The sequence below is a fragment of the Reyranella sp. genome (assembly GCF_965227665.1).
GTDB lineage: Bacteria > Pseudomonadota > Alphaproteobacteria > Reyranellales > Reyranellaceae > Reyranella.
In genome coordinates this window covers 285,648-302,855 of sequence record NZ_OZ245767.1, presented here as the reverse complement: position 1 = coordinate 302,855, position 17,208 = coordinate 285,648, and the positions used below count along the sequence as shown (strand labels likewise).

The following is a 17,208-nucleotide window of genomic DNA, read 5'->3' as shown; positions in this document are numbered from 1 at the left end:
CAAGCTAATGCGCGCCCTCTCCCCATGCAATGCGACCGAGCCGGTCGACCAGCGGCCCGTGGATTTCGGGCCCGAATCCGTCGACCGTGGCGACGCGCTGCGCCGTCACCCCGTCCACCGCGCCGGCTTCCCTGACGATCGTATCGGTGACGAAGAAATCCCGTTCCGCGGTCAGGAATTTCGCGATCGCCGGACGCCAGTCGGGACGCAACACGGCGAGCGCGGCCATCAACCCGTAGGCGCCCCAGTTCGAGACGCCGGCAACCACCAGGTAGTCGCACGAGGTCACGCAGGCGATCTCCGCTCCGTTGGGCACATGCTCGGCGATCAGGCCGGGCGGCAGCTTGCCCATGCCGACCTCGTTGCCGCCGTCGCCGACCGCGAGCTTCGTCCAGTCGCCGCCCTCGAACAGCGAATCGAGCGGCAGAGTCCAGGGCGAGACGTCGACACCACGCATGTTGCGCGGCTTGCCGTCGGCGCTCCGCCCGCAGCGCTCGATGGCGACGACATGAGAGAGATGGTCCTGTCGCCAGGCCTTCGCCAGCTCCTCGATGGCGCCCTCCTGCCCCAGCACGATCTCGTCGACCGTCACGTCCTCCTCCGTCGCCCGGACGGCCGCCCGGACGGCCTCGACGCTGGGGGTGTCAACGGCGATGCGGGCCGGCACGCCGCAGGCCACCAGCGCCGCGGCCAGCAACGCGGTGCCCACGGGCCCGTCGGTCTCCGGCGCCGCCACGTCGCCGCGCGGCACGAAGAAGCCCGTAATCAATCCCACACGCGTGGCCGTCGCCAGCGCCGCCGCCGCGTCGGCCAGGCCGCCGCGATTGGCGTCGATCAGGGCCTGGGTCTTGCGGCCGACGTCGCGGCATACGAGGGCCTCGATGGCTTCGAGGCGGCGATCCTGCTCACTTGTCCTTGGCGACATAAACTCCCTTCCAGTCCACCGGCGAATCGTCGATCAGCTCGTCGATCCGCCCGCGCATCATCCGATAGTAACTCTGGCGCCATCCGGCCGCCGCCGCCGCGGCCTCGCACGCCTCGATAGTCTCCAGCGCTTCGGCGAAACCGCCGGAGCGGTAGAGCGCGAGGAACGCCGCCTGCCGTTCGACCAGCGCTGCGAAAGCCGGTGACGTCGCGAGCGCGGCATCGCCCAACAGGACGAAGATGCGCTCGGGCTCGGTCTTGCCCTTCACGGTGACGAGGTCGATTTCCAAAGTGGCATAGTCGGCGATCGCGTCGTGCGTCTTGCTGCCGACGATGATGCCGACCCCGTAGGTCTTGCACTGGCCTTCGAGGCGCGACGCCAGGTTCACGTCGTCGCCGAGGCACGAATAGGTGAAGCGCTGCGTCGAGCCGAAATTGCCGACCGAGGCCGGCCCGGTGTTCAGGCCGACGCCGATGTTCACCGGAATGTGTTTGCGGCCCTCGGCCTCCGCCTCGGTCTTCCATTCCTCGTTCAGCACGACCAGCCGGGCCTGCATGGCAAGCGCCGCATCGCAGGCCTGCGCCGCATGGCGCTCGACCGGCAGCGGCGCGTTCCAGAAAGCCATGATGGCGTCGCCCATGTACTTGTCGATCGTACCTTTGCGGGCGAGAATCAGATCGGTCATCGGCGTCAGGAAGCGGTTCATGAAGCGCGTCAGGCCGTGCGGGTCGAATTGCTCGGAGATGGTGGTGAAGCCCCGCACGTCGGTGAACATCACCGTGATCTCGCGCTGCTCGCCGCCGAGCTGCAGGAGGCTCGGGTTGCGCGCCAGCTGTTCGACCAGGTCGGGCGACAGGTACATGCCGAAGGCGCCGCGGATCTCCGCCCGCTCCCGCTCCGTCCGCATGAAGGCGAGCGACGTGCCGGCGACATAGATCGCCGCCAGCGTGACCGGCGGATAGATCGGATCGAACAGCAGGTGATATTGCGAATAGGCGAGCCACGGTACAACGAGCCCGGCGCCGATCAGGATCGCGGCGACGACGGCCATTCTGCCGGCCGAGAGGCGCGGCAGCAGCACGACCATCAGCAGGCCTACGGCGGCGAGGTAGAGGAACTCCGCGCCGTCGGCATAGTCGGGCCGCGCGAGGAACCGCTGCTCGATCATCTGCTCGGCGAGCTGGGCATGGACCTCGACGCCCGGCACGCCGTCCTGCACCGGCGTGTTGCGCAGGTCCTTCAGCCCGATCGCGCTGGTACCGACGAAGATCACCTGGCCTTCGAGCTTCTCCGCCGGCACCTCGTCCTTCAGCACCGCGCGCGCCGAGATGAAGCGCGCCGGCTGGTGACCGGTATCGTAGAGCATGACCCGGCCGCGGCCGTCGGTCGGCACTTCAAGATTGCCGGTCTTGATGGCCACGATGCCGGTCTTCTCGCCGAACGACAGCTCGCCGCTCGCGCCCGAAGACTTGATCAGATAGGACGAGGCTTCCTGCGCCACCCGCAGCGCCTCGATCGACAGCGCCGGGAAGAGGCCCTCGTAGCCGGCGACGCGGAACAGCATCGGCACGCGGCGGATCACGATCGTGTCGAGGTCGGTGTTGACGCTGCCATTGCCCTTGGCCGCGGCTTCGAGGATCTCGATCGATTTCACGGTGCCGCCCTGCTGCGGCAGGAACTGGCTGGGCTGGTCGCCAGCGAAGGCCACGCCGTGGAAGGTGCGCGGCGGATTGCCCATGCCCTTGAGGTCGAAGCCGAAGCCGGTGACGACCCGCGACTGCGCCATCGCGTCGGCCAGCAGCTTGTCATTGTCGAGCGCCGCGGCGGCGAGCTTCTCCAGCGTCGCGGCATCGGTGAAGGCCGCCAGGTCCTGCACCATGCGGCGGGGCGACGAGCGGTCGGGTTCGGCGAACACCGCGTCGAAGGCCACGACTGCCGCACCCTTCTCGGTGAGCTTGTCGACCAGCCGCGCGATGATCGAGCGCGGCCACGGCCACTGGCCGTATTCCTGCAGCGCCGCCTCGTCGATGTCGACGATGCGCACGGGCGTCTCGGCATTGTAGGTCCGCGGCTGGAGGCGCTGATATCCGTCGAAGGCAAAATCGCGGATGCGCGTGACGGCCCCTGGATCGGCAATGCGCAGCACCAGCGCGCCCAGCAGCACGAGCATCGCAACGATGATCGGCGCGTGTCGCGAATTGATGCAGCGCAACAGCCAGCTCACGCGCTTTCGATCCCCTGATCCCCCAAGAACGTCACTTTACAGAGGATGGCGCGCGAGCCAAATAGCGCGACCTTGCCGCACGCCCCCAGCCAGACCGCCCTGCACGGCATCTACTTCAAGCTGAGCGCCATGGTGCTGTTCTGCACGATGGACGCAATGGTCAAGGGTCTGGGCGGCACCTACGGCTCCTTCCAGCTCATGGTCTTCCGCAGCGCCGTGGCCCTGGTGCCGGTCGCGGTGCTGATCTGGCATGCAGGCCGCCTGCGGGTGGTGCGCAGCACCCGCCCCGGCCTGCAGGCGCTGCGGGTCGGCATTGGCTTCTGCAGCATGTTCGGCTTCTTCTACGCCTTTCCGCGTATGCCGCTGGTGGATGCCTACGCCATCTCCTTCTCGGCGCCGCTGTTCATGGTGGCGCTCTCCGTGCCGATCCTGCGCGAGCCGGTCGGCTGGCGGCGCTGGACCGCGGTCGGCGTGGGCTTCGCCGGCGTGCTGATCATGCTCGATCCCTTTGCGATCGAGTTCCACCTGGTCTCGCTGGTCATCCTGGCGGCTACCTTCTGCTACTCGCTCTCGACTGTGCTGGTCCGGAAGCTGAGCCACCACGACCCCGACGTCGTGACGCTCTTCTGGTTCGCGATCGTGGGCAGCGTCGTCTCGATCGCCTGCGCCATCCCGGAGTGGAAGTGGCCGCCGCTGCTCGACTGGGTCTGGCTGCTGACCCTGGGGCTGCTCGGGGGCTGCGCCCAGGTGCTGATCACCCGGGCCTGGCGGCTGGCCCCGGCCGCCATCCTGGCGCCGTTCGACTATGTCGCGATCGTGCTCGCCATGGCCTACGGCTACCTGTGGTTCAGGGAAGAGCCTTCCTGGACCGTCTGGTACGGCCTGCCGCTGGTCACGGGTTCGGGCCTCTACATCCTCCACCGCGAGCGGGTTCGGGCCCGGGCCCTCCGGAAAACCCCGATCTCCTAGGGTTTTTGTCGGGATTGACGAATCGCCTCGCCCACCACATCTTGTGCGTATGACCGACACCACCTTTTCCGTGACGTCCAACGCGGCCAAGCGGATCGCCTTCCTGGCCTCCAAGGAGCCAAAGCCCGTGATGATGCGGGTTGCTGTCCTGGGCGGCGGCTGCTCGGGCTTCCAGTACAATTTCTCGTTCGAGGAAGCGCGCAACGACGACGACCTCGTCATCGAGCATGACGGCGCCGCCGTCCTGGTCGACGCCACCTCGCTCGAGTTCCTCAAGGGCAGCCAGCTCGACTATGTCGAGGAAATGGTCGGCTCCGCGTTCCAGGTGAAGAACCCGAACGCCACCTCCTCCTGCGGCTGCGGCAACTCGTTTAGCGTTTAAGCCGAGCTTCGCTCGGCTGCTGAGCGGCAAGACATCGCGAAGCGATGTCTGGGAGCGCCGAAGAAGGAACGCCCGCTCGGACCCCACCGCCCCGTAAGATGAGGCACTTCCCCATTTGAATCGGGAAGTAGTCGATCCCGTCCGCGTTGCGGCTGCGGCTTCTTCTTCCCTGACAGGCCGGCTGGTAGCGTCCGCTCGTCAGGGAGATTCAATGAACATCGGACGACGGACCTTCGCCTTCGCGGCAGCCAGCCTGCTTGCCATCCCCGCGACCGCACAGGAGGCCTGGCCGGCGCGGCCGGTCACCCTCGTGGTGCCCTATCCGCCGGGCAACGCCGCCGACATCAGCGGCCGCCTGCTGCTCGAACCGCTGTCGACCGAGATCGGGCAGCGCCTCGTCATCGACAACCGCGCCGGCGCCTCGGGCATCATGGGTAGCGCCAGCGTCGCCCGCGCCGCGCCGAATGGCTACACCCTGCTCCTCACCTCGAATTCGCCGATCGCCAGCGGCCCTTGGGTGACGAAGAACGTGCCCTATGTCGTCGAGCGCGATTTCGCGCCGATCGCCGGCATCGCACGCGGCGCCCTCGTGTTGCTGGCCGCGTCCGACGTGCCCGTCAGCACCACCGCCGAGTTCGTGGCCTACGTGAAGGCCAATCCCGGCAAGACGAGCTACGGCTCGTTCGGGCAGGGAAACCTCAACCACCTGATCATGGAGATGCTGCGGCTGCGCCTCGGCCTCGACATGGTGCATGTCCCCTATCGCGGCAGCGGCCCGGCGCAGCTCGACCTTGCGGCCGGCCGGATTCAGTTCCTGTTCGACGGCGCCCCCGGCGCGCTGGCCCGCATCAAGGCGGGACAAGCGAAGGGCATTGCCGTCTCGACCCTCAAGCGCTCGCCCACCCTGCCCGACATGCCGACCTTGGCCGAGTCGGGCCTACCCGAATTGCGCGGCATGGATGCCGGCGGCTGGGTCGGCCTGTTCGGCCCGGCGCAGACTCCGGCCCTGGTCGTGGAGCGCCTCAACGGCGCGGTGCGGGCCGTCATCCCCGCAGCGCAGGCCAAACTGCTCGAACAGGGTCTGGAGACCTTCACCGACAATAGCCCTGCCGCCTTCGCAGCCTTCGTCCGTGCCGACAGCGAGAAATGGCGGCAAGTCGTGCTGGAGGCGAAGATCGAGCCGCAGGACTGAGGCGTGCTATGAGGGCGGTAAGAGAGGCAGCCTGAACTCATGAAAATCGCCACCTGGAACGTGAACTCCGTCCGCAAGCGCACCGGCAACCTGGTGGCGTGGCTGCAGGAGGCCAAGCCCGACATCGTCGTGCTGCAGGAGATCAAGGCGCAGGAGCCGACGTTCCCTACCGCCGAGGTCGAGGCCGCGGGCTACAAGGCGGCGATTGTGGGCCAGAAGGGGTTCAACGGCGTCGCGTTCCTCTCCCACCACGCGTTCGACGTGACGGCGCGCGCCCTGCCCGGCGCCGCCGAGGACGAGCCGGCGCGCTATGTCGAGGGACGGGTCTACACGCCGCGCGGGCCGCTGACCGTCGGCGGACTCTACCTGCCCAACGGCAATCCGGTCGGCACCGAGAAGTTCGCCTACAAGCTCGCCTGGATGGAGCGGCTGCTGGGCCACGCCCGCGAGCTGCTGGCGCGCGAGGAGATGTTCGTGCTGTGCGGTGACTACAATGTCTGCCCGACCGACATGGACGTCTTCGATCCCAAGGCCTTCGCCAACGACGCGCTCTGCCAGCCCGAATCGCGCGCGGCTTTCCGCAAACTGCTCAATCTCGGCCTTACCGACGCGGTACGGGCGTTCCATCCCGACGGCGAGCAGTACACGTTCTGGGACTATCAGGCCGGCGCCTGGCCCAAGGGAAACGGCCTGCGCATCGACCACCTGCTTCTGTCGCCGCAGGCCGCCGACCGGCTGACCGCCGTCGGCATCGACAAGGCCGAACGCGGCAAGACCGAGCCGTCGGATCACGTCCCGGTCTGGTGCGAACTGGACGTGGCGGCTTAACGCTCGATCGCAACTTGAGAACGAGCAATGGAGCGCGCCACTCCAGTGGCGCTCATCCTCTCCTCGTCACCTAAGCTCCATGCGCCACTGGAGTGGCGCGCTCCAATGAGCGCTACTCCGCGCCGGCGCCGATCACGCCACCGTCGGCGATGATGCACTGGCCGCAGATGAAGTTGCCGGCCTTGGAGGCGAGGAACACCGCGACGCCGCCGATGTCGTCGGGCTGCCCGATGCGCTTGAGCGCCGCCTTGCCCTCCTGCGCGGCGCGGATCTGCGGATTGTCCCACAGCGCCTTGGCGAAGTCGGTCTGGATCAGGCCAGGCGCGATCGCGTTGACGCGGATATTGTGCTTGCCCCACTCCATGGCCAGCGACTTCACCAGCGACAGATCGGCCGCCTTGCTCATGTTGTAGGCCGCGATATGGGCCGAGCCGACCAGCGCGCCGATCGACGAGACGATGATGAAGGCGCCATCCCGGCGTTCCGCCATCTCCGGGCCGACCATGTTCATCAGCCACAGGTTCGACATCACGTTGTTCTGCATGATCTTCTGGAACACCTCGTCCTTCAGCCCCGAGAGCGGGCCGAAATACGGGTTCGAGGCGGCGTTGCAGACCATGATGTCGATGCGGCCATAGGCCTTGCGGGCCTCGGCCACGAGGTTCTCGAGTTGGGCCTTGTCGGAGATGCTGGCGGCGACCGCCGTGGCCTCGCCGCCCTTCTCCTTGATCGCCTTCACCACCTCCTCGCAGGCCGGCAGCTTGCGGCTCGACACCACGACCTTGGCGCCGTGCGCGGCCATCTGTTCGCAGATCGAACGGCCGATGCCCCGGCTGCCGCCGGTCACGACGGCCACCTTGCCACTGAGGTCGAACATACTTGCGTTGATCATGTCGGCGTCTCTCTTCCCTCGGGTTCTTCTACGATGCACCGGAGGAGATACGCCGATCGGCGTCAGACGAGCAAGCCGTGGCCGCCTGGGCTCATGAGATCGACCTGAACCAGCAGGTCGTTGAAATCGCGGTCGCCGCCGCCATAGGTGTCCTCGAAGCCGAAGGTGCCCGCGCCGTAGCTCCACAGATGCGTCACCGGCTGGCCGTTGACCACCTCGTTGCCTCCCGAGAAGCCCCAGTAGGTCTGGCCGTGAGAGGTCAGCGAGAAGGCGATGATGTCGCCATGGTCGACATTCGTGATCTGGGTTTGCGAGAACTGGCCGTAGCCCGGACCGTTGATCACGGTCCCGCCGCCGACCACCGAATAGGCGCGCCCGGCGGCAGCGGCGGCATAGCCCGCATCGCCCGGCGCGAGGCCGCCGATGTGCCCGGACAGGTCGTCGACGCGATAGAGCGTGAGGTGCTGGTCGTAGACGCCGTTCTGACGAATTCGCACGACGGCGTTGACGTCGTCCTGGCCGAGCGGGGTCTCGGCGACGAGGACGGGCCGGGCCACGGTCACGCCACCACTGGACGATCCCCAGGTCAGGAAGCCGTAGTCGTTCGTATTGTTCGCCTGGTACAGCGCGGCCTGCGAATTGTTGAAGGACATCCCCATCGACTGGCCCGCGGCGACCTGCATCGAGCCCGGCATCGCCTGCGGCGCACCATCGAGGAGCCGGACCAGGTCCGGCGAGAAATCGGCCTGCATCACCTTTTCGGCGAGACGCGCGTCCCACGCGATGCTGGAAGAGCCGCCGAACTGAAACTGGGCCCCCACGCCGTTCACGGCCACGCTGGCGCCGTTGGCCAGCGTAGACTGGACCAGCAGCGTCTGGTCGGCATCCAGGGTACCTGAGACGGTGTCGTGGGACGACAGGACCGGGGCGTTCACGCCGTAGAGCTCGTGATTGGCAATGTTCGCCAGGGCGCGGGTGAGCAGCAGGCCGTCGGGCGTGCCGAGGCCGGTGGTGAGGTCGTATCCCTCGCCCGACTGGTAGCCGAGGCCGGTGGGCACGATGTATTCGTCGAGCGCCTGGTCGTAGATTGCGTAGGGCGTGTCCTTGTCGGCGATGAAGTAGCTGGAAATGTTGTTACCCAGCGTCACGTCGTTGAAGGCACCGGGAGAAATCGCGGCGGCCTGGTAGAGGATGTCGTTGTAGAAGCCGAGATTGGGCAGGCCGATGTCGTGGAAGATCGCATCCATCTGGGCCGTCAGCGACGCCCACATGGGCGTGGCCGAGCTGGTGCCGGCGTTGGCGCTGTAGAGTGGGTCGCCCTGCAGATAGTACAGCACGTAGTAGAACATGCTACCACCGCCCAGCGCCGCCACGTCTGGGATGCCGCGGCCGGTCTTGCCGTTGGAGACGTTGACCGGCATCAGCCCGAAATCGATCTGGTACTGCGGAATCGCCTGGGTGGTATCGACGCCGCCAGAGCCGGAATAGTTGCTCGAATAGTCCTGCAGCCCCATCTGGCCGTTGGTGATGACGTATTGATTCCAGATCGCCTCGGTCAGGGCCGCCACGCCGGCCAGAGGCTGCATCAGCGCGAGCGACGGCAGTTGCGTCGGCAGGACCTTCAGGCCGGATTGCGCCAGCCCGAACAACGTACCGGGATCGAGGTTCAGTGCATTGTTCACGAGCGTCGAGATGCTGGAGTCCAGCACGGCGGTGTTGATGGGCGACAGCGAAGTCGCACTGACCACGAGCGACCACGAGTTGAGATGGGTGTCGCGGCCGTTGGTGACGCCGTTGGCATATTCCTGACCCGAGCCGCCGTCGCCGGCCGACATGGCAATGGTGACGTTGCGCAGCGCAGCGTCCTGCATGAGCTGTTCGTAGGCCCAGGCGAAGGGGCTGTCGGCTGCATAGCGCACCATGTCCGAGAACGACGAGGTCAGCGCCACCGGCTTGTTGACCTCGTCCCAGATCGCCTGCTGGGTCGCCGCGAAGGTGGTCGCATCACCCTTCAGCTTGCTGTAGAAAATCATGTCGCTGGTGGGGGCCGCGCCCGAGACGATCGAGACGTCCAGCGTCATTTCCGACTCGGTATACCCCTTGCCGTCGGTGTCCACGGTACGGAGCAGCTCGTCCCGGGTCAGCGGGGCAATCTTGAGGATGTCCGTCCGGTAGGCGTTCAACTCGCGGAACAGCAACTCGTAGGTCGCGTCGTCGAGCTGCGGCTCCACGAGACCGATGTTCGGGGTCTCGATGGCCGTCTGCAGATCCTTGGCGTTCAGCGGATAGTTGTAATAGTCGGCGATGGCCATCGGCGTTCCGGTGACGCCGTACTTGTCCTGGCCGTAGTCGTAGTTGGCCGTGCCTTGCTGCCCCTCCTGCAGGACCACCCCGCTCCCGCCGACCTGTACCGGAACGGCGGCCACGTTCTGGTCGACCCAGAAGCCGCCGACATCCGTGGCGATGCTATCGGGAAGCGTGAGCGAACCGGCCCACACGGTCGCGATCTTCTTGTCGTCGCCGTCCCTCAGAACGTGCAGTTGTTGACCGAAGATGCTCTCGAAGGCCGTGTTGTCGACCTTCACCCAGATCGTCCGCGACTCTGCCGTGGAAATGTAGCCACCCGTGTCCAGAACCTCCGCCCCGCGATTAACCAGCTCGGTCTTGACCGTATCGTAGGTCGACGTGTCGGCACCGTATTGGGACCAGAAATTGGCCTGCTGGATGGCGGTCTGCCGCTCTCCCCAGCTGCCGTCGAGAATGGAGGACGCGTCGGTAGCGCGGTTGAGGACCACGGCGACGATCAGCGACGCGTTCGAACCGTCATCGACATGGTCGGCCCGGAAAGCCGTCTTGATCTCGGCGAGTGTGCTCGACTCCACAGTGCTTTCCGGCAGCAGCCCCTCGCTGGTGGCCTGGAGAAACGTCGAATTGCTGATCTGTGTAGCCATGGGTCTATCCGGGGAATCGAAGCGGTTAAGGCATTCTATTTGCGGCGAATCTGCAGAGTGAATGGTAATGTATCGCACTACGGGAGTGAAGAGTGGCGGGGGCGCGTCCGGCAGGAAATCGACCACACCGGCCGTCCTCGCCCCGTTGCCGCGTCGCGCTCATGAGATCGGAGGCTCCTGCCGCGGTGGCGCGTCACCCTCGTCCTGATCCGAGCCCAAAGGACGGCCGCATCTGTGCCCGCACGGGACTCCAACCGCGAAGAACGCACCGGCAGGGGCTGGTCTTAGTACTTCAGACGGTAGCGCCAAGGCGCCTGTGTCGGGCCAAGCCACTGAAGGGCTTGGCGTTCCCTACGGGATTCGAACCCGTGTCGCCGCCGTGAAAGGGCAGTGTCCTAGGCCTCTAGACGAAGGGAACGAAGCCGAAGAGCGGCTCAAATACCGGCTTGAACGCCGGAAATCAAGCGAGCACAGAGCCCGCCGTCGTCGCGGCGTCATCGATCTGCAGGCGGACCGTTTCGCGGCCGCCGAAACGGTCGATTTTGAGCGCGCCGGCCACATGCAGCACGGGCCGCGCAGAATCGAGCAGCGCCGGTCCCAGCGCGCTTTGGCCGGCCCGAAAGGCGATGGCGTCGACACGGCCGCGTTCGGCGCCCACCAGCGTGCACCGGACATGGCCCTCGCCGACAGGCTGGGCATAGCTTACCCGCACCCCGGTCAGCGCAAAGCGCGGCTGGGCATTGCCCGCCCCGAAAGGACCGGCGCGTTCGATCATCGAGACCAACGCCGCAGTGGCGGCCGCGGGCGCCAGGGCGGCATCGATGCCCAGTTCGCGGACCGGCGGTGCAGCCCCGAGTTGGGGAGCGATCCGCTCGTCCAGGAAGCGATTGAGCTCGGGCAGCGAGTCGCGCGCCACCGTCAGGCCGGCGGCCATGGCATGCCCGCCCCCGTTCACCAGCAGACCCGCCTGCCGCGCCGCGATCACCGCTGCGCCGAGATCGACTCCGCGAACCGAGCGCCCCGACCCCTTGCCCAGGGCGCCATCCATGCCGATGACGAACGCGGGGCGCGCATATCGCTCGACCAGTCGGCTGGCCACGATGCCGATCACGCCGACGTGCCAGCCCTCGCTTTCGACCACCAGCACCGACGGCAGGTCCTTGCTGTCCGGTCCGTAAAGCCCGTCGATGCGGGTGATCGCCTGATCCAGCACGTCGCGTTCGATGGCGCGACGCTCGGCGTTGAACTCGTCGAGCCGCACCGCCAGCGCACCGACCTCGTGCGGATCGTCGCTGGAAAGCAGACGTGCGCCCAGGTCGGCCTGGCCCACCCGGCCGCCGGCATTGACCCGCGGCCCCAGCAGGAAGCCCAGGTGATAGGCCTCCGGTGCCTCCTTCATGCGCGCCACGTCGGCCAGGGCGGAGAGACCGGCATTGCGCCGCTGCGCCATCACCTGGAGGCCGGCTTTCACCAAGGCGCGATTGACGCCGAGCAAGGGCACCACATCGCACACCGTGCCCAGGGCCACGAGATCCAGCCACTGCCGCAGATCGGGCTCCGGCCGGGAAGCGCCGTACCAACCCGCCTGACGCAGCGCGCGGTTGACCCCGACGCAGAGGAGAAAGGCTACTCCCACCGCCGCGAGATGCTTGTGCGGGCTGTCGTCGTCGAGCCGGTTGGGATCGACCACCGCCACGGCGTCGGGCAACGCGATCTCCGCCATATGATGGTCGATCACGATCAGATCGAGTCCCGAGCGCCGCGCCTCGGCCAGCGGCTCGAAGGCGGTGATGCCGCAATCGACCGTGACGACCACCGAGGCCCCCTCCTCCCTGATCTTCAGGAGCGCCGGCGCATTAGGTCCATAACCCTCCTTGCGGCGGTCCGGAATATAGACGCCGATATTGCCGCCGACGGCGCGGAAGAAGCGCAGCAGCAGCGCCGACGAGGTGGCGCCATCGACGTCATAGTCGCCGAACACCACGATGCGCTCGCCGGTCTGCAGGGCGCGTACCAGGCGGTCGACCGCGACGTCCATGTCCTTGAGATGCGACGGGTCGGGCAGGAACTTGCGCAGGGTCGGCTCGAGGAAATCGCCGACGGAATCGAGCGCAACATCGCGCGCCGCCAGAAGCCGGCAGATGGCGTCGGGCAGGCCGTGGCGCTGGGCAATGGCCAGCGCCTGCCGCTCGTCGCCGAGCCGGCTGGCCCAGCGCTTTCCCGTCAGCGAGCGCTCGACCCCCAGAAACGCCGGGCGCTCGATTCTTGAAACCTCGGACATGCGGCCACCCTAACCCAGGGCGCGGGAAATACGCGCCGGTAGTCGGCCGACGCAGCCGGGCTTACGCCCAGCTCGGCAGGCCGGTCTTCACCGAATAATTATGACGTGCAGACACCCAGCGGACCGTGCCGGTCTTGGACCGCATGACGATCGAATGCGTCTCGGCACCGTCGTGGAAGCGGCGTACGCCCTTCAGCATCGATCCCGAAGTCACGCCCGTGGCCGCGAACATCACGTCGCCCTTGGCCATGTCGGTCATCGAGTATTTGCGGTTGAGGTCGGTGATGCCCCACTTCTTGGCGCGGGCCTTCTCGTCGTCGTTGCGGAACAGCAGCCGGCCTTGGATCTGGCCGCCGATGGCGCGCAGCGCCGCGGCCGCCAGCACGCCTTCCGGCGCGCCGCCCGAGCCCATATAGATGTCGATACCTGAATCGCCGGTCGACGTGGCGATCACGCCCGAGACGTCGCCGTCGCCGATCAGCATGATGCGCGCGCCGGCTTCGCGGACCCTGGCGATCAGTTCCGAATGGCGCGGCCGGTCGAGGATGCAGACCACGAGGTCGTTGACGTCGAGCTTCTTGGCCTTGGCCAGGTCGTTCAGGTTCTGCGCCACGCTCTTGTCGAGATCGACGATGCCCTCTGGCAGGCCGCCGCCGACGGCGATCTTGTCCATGTAGACGTCGGGCGCGTTGAGGAACCCGCCATGCTCGGCCATCGCCATGACGGCGAGCGAGTTGGGCAGTCCTTTGGCGGTAATAGTCGTGCCTTCGAGTGGATCGAGAGCGATGTCGATCTTCGGACCGCCACTGCCGACCTTCTCGCCGATGTAGAGCATGGGCGCCTCATCGCGCTCGCCCTCGCCGATCACCACCGTGCCTTCGATGGCCAGCGAATTGAGCGTGGTGCGCATTGCATCGACGGCGGCTTGGTCGGCCATCTTCTCGTCGCCGCGACCCATCAGCTTGGACGCCGCGAGCGCGGCTGCCTCGGTCACCCGCACCGCTTCCAGCGCGAGGTTGCGGTCCATCTTACCGGTCTGATCCTTCGTATCGGCCATCATCTCCTCCGTGGCGCCTTCCCGGCACCCTCTAGAACGCTTCGATCCTGATTACGCATGGCTCCTCGGCGACGGCGCCGAGCTTGGCAATGCGCGCGAGCGCGCGCCGCATTGCAGCCTCTTCTGTCTCGTGCGTGGTCAGTACCACAGGCACCTCGCCCGACTCCGAGCGTCCTCGCTGCAGCATCGATTCGAGCGAGATGCGTTCCTTGGCGAGCGCGCCCGACACGGCGGCAATGACGCCCGGCCGGTCCTGCACCATGAGGCGAATGTAATAGGCGCCGACATGACGATCGATCGGCGAGGCCTTCTTGATGGCAAGCCGGTCGGCCGGCACGACGAACGCCGGCATGTGCCGTCCGCGCGCCACGTCCACGAGATCCGCGACGACGGCTGAGGCGGTCGGCCCCTGCCCGGCGCCGCGCCCCTGGAACATCGTCGTGCCGACGAAATCGCCCTCGACGACGACGGCGTTGAAGACTCCCTCGATGTGGGCGATCGGCGTATCGAGCGATACCATGCAGGGATGAACCCGCTGCTCGATCCCGTGGCGCGTCTCGCGCGCCAGGCCCAGCAGCTTGATGCGATAGCCGAGTTCCTCGGCGAACTGGATGTCCATCGACGTGACGCGCCGGATGCCCTCGACATGCACGCCGGCAAAGTCGACCCGGGCGCCGAAGGCAGCGCCGGTCAGGACCGCGAGCTTGTGGGCGGCATCAATCCCGTCGACGTCGAAGGTGGGGTCGGCTTCGGCATATCCCGCCGCCTGCGCCTCGGCCAGCACGACATTGAAGTCGCGGCCGGTCTCGCGCATCGTCGTCAGGATATAGTTGCAGGTCCCGTTGAGGATCCCGTAGAGCCGCTTCACGCGGTTGCCGACCAGACCCTCCCGCAGCGCCTTGATGATCGGAATGCCGCCGGCCACCGCCGCCTCGAAGGCGAGGATCGACTGCTTCTTCTCGGCCGCCGCGGCGAGCTCCGCGCCGTGCAGCGCCAGCAGTGCCTTGTTGGCGGTAACGACGTGCTTGCCCGAGGCCAGCGCCTTTTGCACCAGCCGGCGCGCCACGCCCCCCGAGCCGCCGATCAGTTCGACGACGACGTCGATGTCCGGCGCGGTCGCCAGCGCCATCGGATCCTTCTCCCAGCGCAGGCCGGAGAGGTCGATGTCACGCTTCTTCGCCTTGCTGCGGGCACTGACGGCGACGATCTTGAGCGGCCGGCCGCCGCGCAACGCGAGAAGCCGGCCATGTTCGGCCAACAGCTTCACCACGCCCGCACCCACGGTGCCAAGCCCGGCGATGCCGATCCTGAGAGGAGAATTCATGGGCGCCTGATACGACAGGAAAGGGTCAGGCGCGAGCCTTGATCGGGGTGATGTTGTCCCCAACACCGCGCAAATAGAGGTCGATCGACCTCCCCGGATCGGCCAGCACCTGCCGGATGTTGCGCACGGCCTGCCGGATACGATGCTTGTTCTCGACGAGCGCGATTCGAACGTGCGCGTCGCCATGCTCGCCGAAGCCGATGCCGGGCGACAGCGCCACGTTGGCCTGCGTCAGCAGCAGCTTCGAAAACGCCAGCGAGCCCAGCTCGGCAAAATCCTTGGGCAGCGGCGCCCAGGCGAACATGCTCGCCGACGGCGACGGCAAGTCCCAGCCTGCGCCGCGCAGCCCCTCGATCAGCACGTCGCGGCGCTCCTTGTAGGTGTTCCGCGCCTCGTCGATGCAATCCTGCGGCCCGTTCAGCGCCGCCGTCGCCGCCACCTGGATCGGTGTGAAGGCGCCGTAGTCGAGGTAGGACTTGATGCGGGTCAGCGCCTGGATGAGCGTCTTGTTGCCGGCCGCGAAGCCCATGCGCCAGCCTGCCATCGAGTAGGTCTTGCTCATCGAGGTGAACTCGATGGCGATGTCGCGCGCTCCCGGCACCTGCAGCACAGACGGCGGCGGCACGCCGTCGAAATATATCTCGGCATAGGCGAGATCCGACAGGATCCAGATGCCCTGGCGTTTGCAGAAGTCGACGATGGCCGCATAGAAATCGAGGTCGACGACCTGCGCGGTCGGGTTCGACGGGTAGTTCAGAACCAGGGCCAGCGGCTTCGGGACCGCATGCCGCACCGCGCGCTCGAGCGCCGGCAGGAATTCATCGATCGAAGTCGATCCCGGCACCGGGATGTGGCGGACCGACCCGCCCGCGATGATGAAGCCGTAAGGATGGATCGGATAGCTGGGATTGGGCACCAACACCGTATCGCCCGGCGAAGTGATCGCCTGCGCCAAGTTGGCGAGCCCCTCCTTCGACCCCAAGGTGACGATCACTTCCGTCTCAGGATCCAGATCGACCCCGAAGCGGCGCGCATAGTAGGCAGCCTGTGCCTTGCGCAGGCCCGGAATGCCGCGCGAGGCGGAATAGCCGTGGGCGCGCGGATTGGCGGCGGCCTCGGCGAGCTTGGCCACAATGTGCGGGGCGGTCGGCAGGTCGGGATTGCCCATGCCCAGGTCGATGACGTCCTGCCCGGCGGCGCGAGCTCGCGCCTTCATCGCGTTCACTTCCGCGAACACATAGGGCGGCAGGCGCTTCAGCCGGTGAAATTCGGAATCGTCCATGTCGTTCTTCCTTGGGGACCTAGGAGGCGATGACACCTTGGGTGCGTCGCAGCACCGTAATCTTCGAATATGCGGGCTCGCCGAGCGGCGCCGTTTCGGCCTTGTTGGGATCGGCGGGTGGCGTCGGCGCGGCTGGCGGAGTCCAGTCCGGCGGCGGCGTGAAGGCCTTGTTGGGATCGGCCGGAGTTGCCGGGGCTACCGGAGGCGGAACCGCGGCAGGCGCGGCCGGCGGCGCGACGGGTTCCGGTGCCGCTGAAGGCGGTGCGGCGGACGGAGGGGCGATGGGCGCCGCCGTCACGGGCCCCGGCGGGGGCACGGGCGCGGAAACCGGCGACGGATCGGAGGTGATCGTGCCGGCGCCGATCGGCGGTGCGCCGACCGGAGCGGACGCCGGCGCCGGACCGTCCCGGTTCTCCTTGTCCTTTGCTTCCTTGTCGGCGGCCTCGCGCTCCAGGCGCTCCTCGCGCGCCTTGCGGTCACGCTCGGCCTGGTCCTTCTCCAGGGCCTCCTTTTGCGCCTTCTGCCCGCCCTTCCCGGCGACGACCGACCCGATCGCGGGCGCGTTGCGCTCCTCGACGGCAACGCCGGCATCGTATTGCGGGTTGGCAGGTGGCGGCGGAAGGCTCGCGGATGGCGGCACATTGCGCTCGACACCGGGACGCGGCGGCGGGCCTACCGGCGTAGAGCCGCCGATCCAGTCACAGCCGGCCAGCAAGGCAATCGCAGACACGCCAAGCAGGCCGAGCCAGCGACCGCTGCCGTTCGTGTCCTCGTGTCGCTGCATCGTCATCACCTGCTGTGTACGCTTGGCCCGATTTCCGCCTGTTTAGCGGAGACCGGGAGGAAATTTGACCCGTCAGATGTCGCAGCCTACCTATCACAGTCAGGTAGCGGTCGGGGC

Annotated in this window: 13 protein-coding genes and 1 tRNA gene; 4 read left to right on the top strand and 10 right to left on the bottom strand. The window is 67.1% G+C overall.

The annotated features are described in order from the left end of the window. Positions 1-4 precede the first annotated feature (4 nt). Positions 5-925 (bottom strand): glutamate cyclase domain-containing protein, encoded by a 921-nt coding sequence (locus tag ACO07I_RS01540; protein ID WP_422013635.1) that lies wholly within the window; start codon positions 923-925, stop codon positions 5-7. Next, positions 906-3,149 carry a CHASE2 domain-containing protein gene (locus tag ACO07I_RS01535; protein WP_422013633.1) on the bottom strand — a complete coding sequence of 748 codons (2,244 nt, stop codon included), beginning with the start codon at positions 3,147-3,149 and terminating at the stop codon, positions 906-908. The genes ACO07I_RS01540 and ACO07I_RS01535 overlap by 20 nt, the downstream gene beginning before the upstream one ends. A gap of 72 nt (positions 3,150-3,221) precedes the next feature. Between ACO07I_RS01535 and ACO07I_RS01530 the strand changes: the two genes are divergently transcribed. The 4 genes from ACO07I_RS01530 (at position 3,222) to ACO07I_RS01515 (ending at position 6,520) form a co-directional block, all read left to right on the top strand. After that, entirely contained in the window at positions 3,222-4,118 is an 897-nt protein-coding gene (locus ACO07I_RS01530; RefSeq protein ID WP_422013631.1) for a DMT family transporter, read from the top strand. A gap of 49 nt (positions 4,119-4,167) precedes the next feature. After that, positions 4,168-4,500: an iron-sulfur cluster insertion protein ErpA gene (erpA, locus tag ACO07I_RS01525; protein WP_298309269.1), complete on the top strand. Its 333-nt coding sequence runs from the start codon at positions 4,168-4,170 to the stop codon at positions 4,498-4,500. A 211-nt stretch (positions 4,501-4,711) separates the two neighbouring features. Continuing rightward, on the top strand, positions 4,712-5,692 hold the full coding sequence (locus ACO07I_RS01520) for a Bug family tripartite tricarboxylate transporter substrate binding protein (RefSeq protein ID WP_422013628.1): 981 nt from the start codon (positions 4,712-4,714) through the stop codon (positions 5,690-5,692). Between the two features lie 39 nt (positions 5,693-5,731). Next, positions 5,732-6,520 (top strand): exodeoxyribonuclease III, encoded by a 789-nt coding sequence (locus ACO07I_RS01515; protein WP_422013627.1) that lies wholly within the window; start codon positions 5,732-5,734, stop codon positions 6,518-6,520. Between the two features lie 112 nt (positions 6,521-6,632). On the opposite strand, the gene ACO07I_RS01510 is transcribed toward ACO07I_RS01515, so the two are convergent. From ACO07I_RS01510 to ACO07I_RS01475, 8 genes are all read right to left on the bottom strand, one after another. Next, positions 6,633-7,412 carry an SDR family NAD(P)-dependent oxidoreductase gene (locus ACO07I_RS01510; protein ID WP_422013625.1) on the bottom strand — a complete coding sequence of 260 codons (780 nt, stop codon included), beginning with the start codon at positions 7,410-7,412 and terminating at the stop codon, positions 6,633-6,635. 62 nt (positions 7,413-7,474) lie between these two features. Beyond that, on the bottom strand, positions 7,475-10,363 hold the full coding sequence (locus ACO07I_RS01505) for a DUF4114 domain-containing protein (protein ID WP_422013623.1): 2,889 nt from the start codon (positions 10,361-10,363) through the stop codon (positions 7,475-7,477). A gap of 342 nt (positions 10,364-10,705) precedes the next feature. Continuing rightward, positions 10,706-10,781, bottom strand: a tRNA-Glu gene (locus ACO07I_RS01500). Between the two features lie 42 nt (positions 10,782-10,823). Continuing rightward, complete coding sequence (gene recJ / locus ACO07I_RS01495) at positions 10,824-12,644, bottom strand: single-stranded-DNA-specific exonuclease RecJ (RefSeq protein ID WP_422013621.1); 1,821 nt, start codon at positions 12,642-12,644, stop codon at positions 10,824-10,826. Between the two features lie 61 nt (positions 12,645-12,705). Then, the gene (gene glpX, locus ACO07I_RS01490; protein ID WP_422013619.1) at positions 12,706-13,704 is read right to left on the bottom strand and encodes a class II fructose-bisphosphatase; all 999 of its coding nucleotides are present in this window, start codon (positions 13,702-13,704) and stop codon (positions 12,706-12,708) included. A 28-nt stretch (positions 13,705-13,732) separates the two neighbouring features. After that, the gene (locus ACO07I_RS01485) at positions 13,733-15,025 is read right to left on the bottom strand and encodes a homoserine dehydrogenase (RefSeq protein ID WP_422013617.1); all 1,293 of its coding nucleotides are present in this window, start codon (positions 15,023-15,025) and stop codon (positions 13,733-13,735) included. 25 nt (positions 15,026-15,050) lie between these two features. After that, the gene (locus ACO07I_RS01480) at positions 15,051-16,307 is read right to left on the bottom strand and encodes an LL-diaminopimelate aminotransferase (RefSeq protein ID WP_422013615.1); all 1,257 of its coding nucleotides are present in this window, start codon (positions 16,305-16,307) and stop codon (positions 15,051-15,053) included. A 19-nt stretch (positions 16,308-16,326) separates the two neighbouring features. Beyond that, on the bottom strand, positions 16,327-17,091 hold the full coding sequence (locus tag ACO07I_RS01475) for a hypothetical protein (protein WP_422013613.1): 765 nt from the start codon (positions 17,089-17,091) through the stop codon (positions 16,327-16,329). Positions 17,092-17,208 lie beyond the last annotated feature (117 nt).

Excerpts from the sequence above, each read along its gene's own strand:
- recJ (WP_422013621.1), bottom strand. The coding sequence starts at position 12,644 with ATGTCCGAGGTTTCAAGAATCGAGCGCCCGGCGTTTCTGGGGGTCGAG.
- ACO07I_RS01475 (WP_422013613.1), bottom strand. The coding sequence starts at position 17,091 with ATGCAGCGACACGAGGACACGAACGGCAGCGGTCGCTGGCTCGGCCTG.
- erpA (WP_298309269.1), top strand. The coding sequence starts at position 4,168 with ATGACCGACACCACCTTTTCCGTGACGTCCAACGCGGCCAAGCGGATC.
- ACO07I_RS01510 (WP_422013625.1), bottom strand. The coding sequence starts at position 7,412 with ATGATCAACGCAAGTATGTTCGACCTCAGTGGCAAGGTGGCCGTCGTG.
- ACO07I_RS01540 (WP_422013635.1), bottom strand. The coding sequence starts at position 925 with ATGTCGCCAAGGACAAGTGAGCAGGATCGCCGCCTCGAAGCCATCGAG.
- ACO07I_RS01520 (WP_422013628.1), top strand. The coding sequence starts at position 4,712 with ATGAACATCGGACGACGGACCTTCGCCTTCGCGGCAGCCAGCCTGCTT.
- ACO07I_RS01480 (WP_422013615.1), bottom strand. The coding sequence starts at position 16,307 with ATGGACGATTCCGAATTTCACCGGCTGAAGCGCCTGCCGCCCTATGTG.
- ACO07I_RS01485 (WP_422013617.1), bottom strand. The coding sequence starts at position 15,025 with ATGAATTCTCCTCTCAGGATCGGCATCGCCGGGCTTGGCACCGTGGGT.
- ACO07I_RS01515 (WP_422013627.1), top strand. The coding sequence starts at position 5,732 with ATGAAAATCGCCACCTGGAACGTGAACTCCGTCCGCAAGCGCACCGGC.
- ACO07I_RS01505 (WP_422013623.1), bottom strand. The coding sequence starts at position 10,363 with ATGGCTACACAGATCAGCAATTCGACGTTTCTCCAGGCCACCAGCGAG.
- glpX (WP_422013619.1), bottom strand. The coding sequence starts at position 13,704 with ATGATGGCCGATACGAAGGATCAGACCGGTAAGATGGACCGCAACCTC.